At 48.2% G+C, this 7,989-nt stretch carries 5 protein-coding genes; 1 reads left to right on the forward strand and 4 read right to left on the reverse strand.

Going from position 1 to position 7,989, the window contains the following annotated elements:
- The 4 genes from speA to IQ257_RS28090 all read right to left on the reverse strand — a co-directional run.
- Positions 1 to 1,705: biosynthetic arginine decarboxylase (gene speA / locus IQ257_RS28075; protein ID WP_228061106.1), on the reverse strand; the 1,705-nt coding region annotated here is incomplete at its 3' end.
- Positions 1,706 to 2,108: 403 nt separating this feature from the next.
- A complete protein-coding gene (locus IQ257_RS28080) occupies positions 2,109 to 3,077 on the reverse strand; it encodes an isoaspartyl peptidase/L-asparaginase (RefSeq protein WP_193881604.1) in 969 nt (322 codons plus the stop codon).
- 37 nt (positions 3,078 to 3,114) lie between these two features.
- On the reverse strand, positions 3,115 to 3,267 hold the full coding sequence (locus IQ257_RS28085; protein ID WP_193881606.1) for a DUF2256 domain-containing protein: 153 nt from the start codon (positions 3,265 to 3,267) through the stop codon (positions 3,115 to 3,117).
- Positions 3,268 to 3,417: 150 nt separating this feature from the next.
- On the reverse strand, positions 3,418 to 6,273 hold the full coding sequence (locus IQ257_RS28090; RefSeq protein WP_193881608.1) for a DUF4114 domain-containing protein: 2,856 nt from the start codon (positions 6,271 to 6,273) through the stop codon (positions 3,418 to 3,420).
- Positions 6,274 to 6,596: 323 nt separating this feature from the next.
- Here IQ257_RS28090 and IQ257_RS28095 point away from each other — a divergent pair, with 323 nt between their 5' ends.
- On the forward strand, positions 6,597 to 7,769 hold the full coding sequence (locus IQ257_RS28095) for a RuBisCO large subunit C-terminal-like domain-containing protein (RefSeq protein ID WP_193881610.1): 1,173 nt from the start codon (positions 6,597 to 6,599) through the stop codon (positions 7,767 to 7,769).
- Positions 7,770 to 7,989: the final 220 nt, after the last annotated feature.

Below are 7,989 nucleotides of genomic sequence, written 5' to 3' on the forward strand. Positions count from 1 at the left end.
CTGCTCCCCTGCTCCCCTGCTCCTCTGCCTTTCGGAGAGGATGCAGTTCTAGCACTGATTTAACATCTCGCAGGTCGATAAACTGGTTAACTTTACCATCACTATCACAGGTGAGGTCAGCTAAAATACCCCGGCGTGTCGGTTCTTCCTTGAGTCGGTGGATGGGCATGATGGGAAACAGTTGGTTAATTGCCCACGAGTCAGGAACGGAGCGAAAAACTGATAGGTTAATGTAATAAATCGACGCCATGATTTTTTCTAAGTCTTCAAGATCATCGGGAACGTAGTCCTCAGTCCTGGCAATTTTCAGAATCTTTTCGCAGCAAGCCCAGTACAGTTGTTCGGCTCTAGAGCGCTGGGTGAGACTGAGGTATCCGAGGCTAAAGAGGCTTTTGGCTTCTTCCGTAAACTGGATAGCATCGTGGTAGGCTTCTTGATAATTCTCGACGCTGATAGTACGGTAGGTTTCCCAAAGGTTGCGGATAATTAAATGCTCATTTTTCTGGGCGGGGGTGGGTTCTTCTGGTAGAACATCGCTGGTGTTGAGTACATCGAAAATCAGAACAGAGTGATGAGATGCGACGGCCCTACCGCTCTCGCTAATTAGCACGGGTGCTGATATCTGACGGGCTTCACAGGCTTCCTTAACTTCAGCTACAATATCGTTGGCATAGTTTTGCATATTGTAGTTTTTCGAGACGTAGAAGTTGGTTTTGGAGCCGTCGTAGTCGATCGCTAAACCACCGCCGACATCAAGGTACTGCATATTCGCCCCCAAGGTCTTGAGTTCCACGTAAATTTGGCTAGCTTCTCGGATTGCATCTTTGATGACACTAATGGCAGAGATTTGAGAACCGATGTGGAAATGCAATAGCTGCAACGATCGCAACATTCCAGCATCCCGCAATCGCTCAACGCAGGTGAGGATTTCTGGAATTGTCAGACCGAATTTGGCGCGATCGCCGGTGGATTCTCCCCAACGCCCTGTGCCTTTCGTCGTCAGCTTGGCTCGCACTCCCAACACGGGTTCGATGGATAGCTGCGCCGCCACTTCGATCGCTAGTTGCACTTCTTCGACCTGCTCTATAACAATAATGGGTTTGTGTCCCAACCGCGTTGCTAACAGGGCAGTTTCAATGTATTCTCGGTCTTTATAGCCGTTACAAATGAGTAGGGAATTGGGGGTTGTGAGGGTTGCCAGGGCGATCGTGAGTTCGGGTTTAGATCCCGCTTCTAGACCAAACTGATAGGGTTGACCGAAGCGTACCAAATCTTCAACTAGATGTCGGTGTTGGTTGCACTTGATTGGATAGACCCCTTGATAGGTGCCTGGGTATTTGTAACGAGCGATCGCTTTGGCAAAGCAGGCATTCAACCGCTCGATTCGGTCTTCTAAAATATCAGAGAAGCGAATTAACAAAGGCAGTCCCAGATTGCGTTGTTTGAGGGCTTCGACGAGTTCAAACAAATCCAAAGAACCGCCGCGATCGCCTTTGGGAGAAACGGTGACATGACCGACGGCGTTGATCGAAAAGTAGGGTTCTCCCCATCCTTGTATGCGATAGAGTTTTTCACTCTCCTCAATTGTCCAGGTTTGGCGGGGGGGTGTCTGATCACAGCGATCGGTGTCAGGTTGGGTATTTGAGTAATGGTCTTGTTGAATTTCATCACCCATATTGATTGTGGGAGTTAGCTCTACCGTCATTGCCTCGTGTCACCCTCTATCTAATTACGCCTTGCGATTGCCACTTTAGCGCATCTGAGCGAGGGAATGGCACTGACAGATAGGACGAATAGCTGTCATGATCAAGGCACAAAGGAAGTAGGAAAGGAGTAAATGCGTGGACAGATTTCTCAATGACATACTCAAGCAAGGTCGGTGGATACTCCTTACCCTATTTATCGCCTTGGCAATTCTGACCTACTACAGTCAAAACCCTTAAAGGGCAACTCCAGACCCAATGACATCTTAACTACTGCCGAAATCATTTCAGTATAAAACGCGAATCCCGTAAAGGGATGAGAAGCCCACACTCTAATCAAGATTAGAGTGTGGGAGTAAGTCACTAAGGAGACAGGCGTTAAGAATAAGACCGCAGATTCCTCAATCAAGCAGCTCGTTCTTCCTGTTCTAACTCAATCCCTTGTGCCTCCTCCATGCTTTCGAGAGTATCTCCAATCTGATGCCCTGTGTGGTAAGCAGCAAGGAGGGATTTGCTAGTTTTCCCCCACGCGATCGCTCCCGTTCTGTCAAGAGCGATCGCGCCAAAGTCCCGCCCATTTTCTCTGGCTTCCGCGAAAGAACGCTCCACGGCGTCCTTAAGTGCTAAACCATCTGTTACACGAACGACAATTCGCGCTGCCAGACATTCATCAATAATGTCCTCCCCAATTCCCGTGCAGCTAACTGCTGCGTAACGGTTAGCGTAATTTCCGGCTGGCATGGCAGAGTCGCTGACACGACCAACCCGTTCAAAGCCTTTGCCCCCCGTAGACGTGCCTGCAACCAAACAACCTTTATGATCTAAAGCAACGACACCAATGGTGCCGCGTCCTGGTTCCGATGGCTTAACGAATTCTGGTTCGGGTTCAGCAACAACATCCGCCATTGTCCGCTCGAAATTGCCCTGCCGCTCTTCGAGCCACTCGTGCAAACGCTTTTCGGTCAGAGGGTTATAAACTGGGATATTGAGTTCTCGCACCAGTTCTGCTGCACCGTAGTCGGACAACACGCGATCAGGCGAATCTTGTAGAATCTTTACCAAGTCGATCGGATTTTTGACGCGAGAGACATTAATCACGCCGCTGAAGCGTTGAGCTTTTCCATCCATCAAGCTAGCACTCATGCGGATTTGTCCATCGGATTGCAGCACCGAACCCGTGCCGGAGTTAAAGCGGGGATCATCTTCTAATAGCTGACACCCTCGGATGACTGCATCGGCGGCATCAGCACCCGCCCTAAGCATCGAATAAACATCATCAATCACTTTATAAAGGGAGTGACGCACAGCGTGAATGGCGGCTTTAGATTTGAGAGAACTCCCTGCACCACCGTGAATAATCAGTTTGGGTTGCATCGAAATTGACTAACCTCCTTATTTTGACTTGAGACGTTTAACTGGCTTGCGACCTGCGTCTGCGGCAGCGTTCCGAACAATATTTCACCTCATCCCAGTATTGTGACCATTTTTTACGCCAAGTAAACGGACGTCCGCAGACGGGACAGATTTTTGTTGGCAACTCAGACTTAGCTCGCTGGCGTGCCATGATACGTTAACGATAGATTAACTCTTTAATCGTAAAGAACTGTTAAATCTATTGTCAAAAAATTATAAAACGTTTTAAGAGTTGCCCCAAGCCAACGGCTAAAACTCGCATCGGCTTGGGTTGGTTATCAGACCAAATTAGGGATTCAGGTTAAGCAGCCCCTGTAAACTCAACCCGGAAGACCATATCGTTAAAGTCCATGTCGCCGCCGCCGTACAAATCCTCGAAACCAAAGGTGTTGTCACCGAGGACGCGGATGTGGTCAACCCCGTCGGGATTAGCCCCCAAATAACCGAAGTAAGCGATAGGCTCTCGATAACCCAAGTTCTGATTGTCGGGATTTCGAGTCAGAAAGTCCTCCGTGGTGCCATTGGCAATGATGTAAGGAGCCAGAATTACTCCCCCCTCTAAGGCTGTCAAGAAATTACCCGTATTTCGGTTAAGGTCTGTTACCGCTTGTTGGGCTAAGGCAGCTTGTGCGTAACCTGTATCACTAGGGTTAATGAGTTCACCCGTTATTGGGTCTTTGACTGCTCCTTCCTCATTTTCAATCAGATACAGACCGATAGAATTTTTAAAGCCAGCTTCGCTCTTGATGGATTTAAAGTCAGCTTGCACCATGCCAACTCGAGCACGCAAATCGATAAGTTCTCGTTGGGCTTGCAACTGAGTACCCAATACAGGAGAGTCGTCAGTTAGCTTAACGGTCATCTTCAGACTGTTAAAGTTAACCGTATTCGTTCCAATTTGGTCTCGCCAATCGAAACTAAACGAGCCGTCACCTAGATCTGAAACCTGTAAATAGTCGGAACTATTGGTATTGGCAGAGGTAAGACCAAAGAAAACATTAGTCGGCGTCCGTCCAGCTTCTAACTCAGCCAGTACATTATCCCTCGAACTATCTTGCACCAAGAAAAACCCCAGAGTATAGCCCTCGAATCCTTCTAAAATACGGGTGAGGTTATTACCCGCCAAATAATCAGGGAGATTTGAAAAAACCACTTGTCCCCGCTCGATAGCCGCTTGCAGATAACCGACTTCACCCGGAGCAATACCGTTGATCGTACCTTGGGCGTCATCAACTACAAAAACCCCAATCTCATTGACTAAACCCGAGTCTCCTCCTGTGAGGGTGAATTGCAGTTTGGCTTGTTCGGGGTTGCCTTCAATCTTCAAGAGATCGTTTTGGCTATTCAATGTCAGGGTTGGGTTAACTCTGTCATTACCCTCGATGGTTAAGTCAAAAGTATCGCTAATGACCCCTCCCCTCCCGTCATCCGCTGTTACGGTGATACCAAGGGTGCCAATCGCTGCATCCGCAGGAGTGCCACTAAATGTGCCAGTAACAGAGTCAAAACTCAGCCAGCTTGGAAGTTCACCTCCTCCTATTAGGGTGGCAGTGAAGCTTAATTTATCCTCGGCATCACTATCGTCGAAGTTGTTACTGATGTCTAAGCTGAAGGGTTTATCTTCGCTAGCGGTAGAGTCAGAGATGGCAGTGACTAAGGTTGGTGCATTGTTGGCAGTACCTGTAGAATTTACAGGGAACGCTCCTGCATATTTTACTTCTGGATTACCCACATCATGAGTCGGAACTCGATCGCCATTATCTTGCAATGGACCTAGCAAGGGATCGATGATTGTAATTGTGGCTGTAGCGTTGTAATCATTCCAGTTATTGGTTGCTTTGGGAGGATATTGGACATTACCACCCAAGTCTGTTAATTCACGGCTGGTATGTTGCTGAATACCCCAATCATTTTGCCCATTATCTGCCGTATTCTCGTAGAAGATTGTATTTTTGACAGTAACTGACGCATTATTGTTCGCCGCAATACCACCACCAACCCAGCCAGCGTGATTGTAGGCAATTGTGGTGTTTTCAATATCAGTAGGACTGTAGAGTGCCATGCCCCCGCCAACGCTACTGGGGGTATCGCCTAGGGTTTTGTTACCTGAAAACGTACTGTTGAGGATCTCGGTAGGAGCGTCATAAGTCCACAAGCCACCTCCTTGATGGGCAGCCGTATTATTGGCAAACGTGCTATTGCGGACGGTTAATCCCTGATTGAGTCCATTACTAAGTTGGACTACGGCACCACCATTACCCTCATTTCCGCCGTTAGGAAGTGCTAGAATTTCGTTATTCTGGAAGAGACTGCCTTCAATGATTACGTTGTCTGTGGCTGCAGTGTAGAGATAAGCGGCTCCCCCTTCACCCCGACCTTTGTTGCCTTCAAATACACTGTTGCTAATTTGAATGGTGCCGCCATTGGGTTCACCAGTAGAACTGGCTCTATCAGTATACACCGCACCCCCAAAACCCCTTAAAAATGGATTGGGTTTGCCCGTATCATAGAAGCCGGCGGTGGTATCGTTGTCGATAAATTTTGAATTTTCAATGGTTAACTTCCCATTGAGGCTATTGATAGCCGCGCCGTTAATCCCTTGATTGTTGGTAAATTCACTGTCCTTTACCGTGAAGCTGCCGGGACTGGCAAACGCAATCGCGCCTGCACCCCGTTCGTCGTTCCCTGCGATCGCTTTATTGCCATCAAATTTACTCCGCGTGACTGTTAATCTAGTTTCCCACTCACTGTAGATTGCACCTCCCCCTTTATCGGCAACGTTGTCTTTAAATTCAACGTTTTCTACCTTCAGTACTCCCTTATGGGTTATTTGTATTGCCCCACCCCGCTCGCTGGTATAACCATTGGCAAGAGTAATGTTTCTCAGGGTCAAACTGGCGGGTAAATCCTGATTGGAGTTGACATAAAAGATACGGGACAATTCGTTGCCGCTAATCGTTAAATTTGGGGCATTTATACCGTCAACAATCAGGTTTTTGCCTGGGGGGACTTCAATTTGTCCTCTGAGGGTGATAGCTTTACTAGTAAGGCTAGGATCGAATTGAATCGTATCCCCCGACTGAGCCAAGGCGATCGCTTCTCTTAGAGAACCAAAACCATCGTTATTATTAGTTGTAACAACGATCTTACTTGGCATTCTTGAACCTCCGATAACGTTTGTACTCGTGCTGATTGTTTGTGTGATAATCAATTCTCCCCTCTAAATTACTGAATGATGGGGTTAGTGCTCGTTATTAGTATTGTCCTATTAATATTAGTGAATTTTTAGAGTATTTTGCATAGACTTTAGGGTATAAAATTTACTCCTATAAAAGTAATCACTTTATGCAGTTATATTTGTAAAAATTTTGGTAACGGTTTAACCCAAGACAGCTCTAATGTTGCTGATATCCTGTCCCTAGGGTATTGTGTACACAGCGTCTGAGTCCCTACTGAACTGCTAACTGTCGTTCTAAAACAATGACGATTGAAGTTGACTACCGCTTTCCACCGGGTGTTGATGCCGAAAGGCAAGCTAAGATTATTGCCATTGGGCAAACCGCCGGCAGTTGGGATGCGCGTTTCAGCCATCGGGAGGACGTTTTGCGATCGCATCTCGGTGAAGTCGTCAAAGGTATTACGGAACCCGATGGTTTTAGTATTGCCACTATCCGTTTTCCGGAAGCCAACGTGGAGAACGACATCCCGAGCCTACTGACGATGATTTTTGGCAAATATTCAATGGCAGGTGCCGCTAAGGTGGTAGCAGTGCGCCTGCCGGAAAACTACGGTAGACATCCCAAACTAGGTATTACAGGCATCCGGGAACGACTGGGCGTCGTTAACCGCCCCCTAGTTATGGCAATTTTCAAGCCAGCATTGGGACTCTCTGCCAATGACCATGCTGCTATTTTGCAAGAGGTTGCTAGTGCAGGGCTAGATATTATTAAAGACGACGAGATTATGGCGGACTTGGAGGTGGCACCGACGCTAAAACGCTTAGAAGCTTGTTGTCAAGTCCTTGACCAGGTCAAGCAGCAAACGGGTCGCACGGTACTCTATGCTGTCAATGTCACAGGGGCAGCGGGTAAATTAATCGAGAAAGCTCGTCTGTTAGTCCGTGAGGGGGCAAATGCCCTGCTTCTCAACGTCCTGACTTACGGCTTTTCTGTACTTGATGCCCTAGCCGCTGACCCAGAGATTGATGTACCCATTTTTGCTCATCCGGCTTTGGCTGGGGCTCTATGTGCTTCCCCCGACTACGGTATGGCTTATTCAGTCGTTTTGGGAACCCTGATGGCACATGGCGGTGCGGATGCCGTTCTTTATCCTGCCCATTATGGTAGTTTACCCTTTGACTCTGCTGAGGAAGCACGAATTCGAGATAATTTGCGATCGCGCAATGTCTTCCCCGTCCCTTCGGCAGGCATTCATCCTGGCATCGTACCCAAGGCACTCTCCGATTACGGTCAAGACGTAATTCTCAATGCCGGTACAGGCATTATGGATCACCCCGATGGTTCAGCCGCAGGCGTCAAAGCCTTTTTTGAAGCCTTGGAACGACTTAGGCAAGGTCAGTCTTTTAATCTGGAAACACTGCCACCTAGTCCCCTGCGCCGAGCTTTCGAGAAATGGGGTTCAGGTAGGGTGTAGGGGACAAGGGGACAAGGAGGACAAGGGGACAAGGAGGACAAGGGGACAAGGAGGACAAGGGAACAAGGAGGACAAGGAGGACAAGGGGACAAGGAGGACAAGGAGGACAAGGGGACAAGGAGGACAAGGGGACAAGGAGGACAAGGGGACAAGGAGGACAAAAAAACATTTGGGGTGTTACTCTTCTCCCCAGCTCCCCAGCTCCCCAGCTCCCCAGCTC

The sequence above is a fragment of the Coleofasciculus sp. LEGE 07092 genome (assembly GCF_015207375.1).
Taxonomy (GTDB): domain Bacteria; phylum Cyanobacteriota; class Cyanobacteriia; order Cyanobacteriales; family Coleofasciculaceae; genus LEGE-07092.

What these genes read in the sequence shown, in the direction of transcription:
- IQ257_RS28080 (WP_193881604.1), bottom strand. Translation starts at nt 3,077, where the DNA reads ATGCAACCCAAACTGATTATTCACGGTGGTGCAGGGAGTTCTCTCAAA.
- IQ257_RS28085 (WP_193881606.1), bottom strand. Translation starts at nt 3,267, where the DNA reads ATGGCACGCCAGCGAGCTAAGTCTGAGTTGCCAACAAAAATCTGTCCC.
- IQ257_RS28090 (WP_193881608.1), bottom strand. Translation starts at nt 6,273, where the DNA reads ATGCCAAGTAAGATCGTTGTTACAACTAATAATAACGATGGTTTTGGT.
- IQ257_RS28095 (WP_193881610.1), top strand. Translation starts at nt 6,597, where the DNA reads ATGACGATTGAAGTTGACTACCGCTTTCCACCGGGTGTTGATGCCGAA.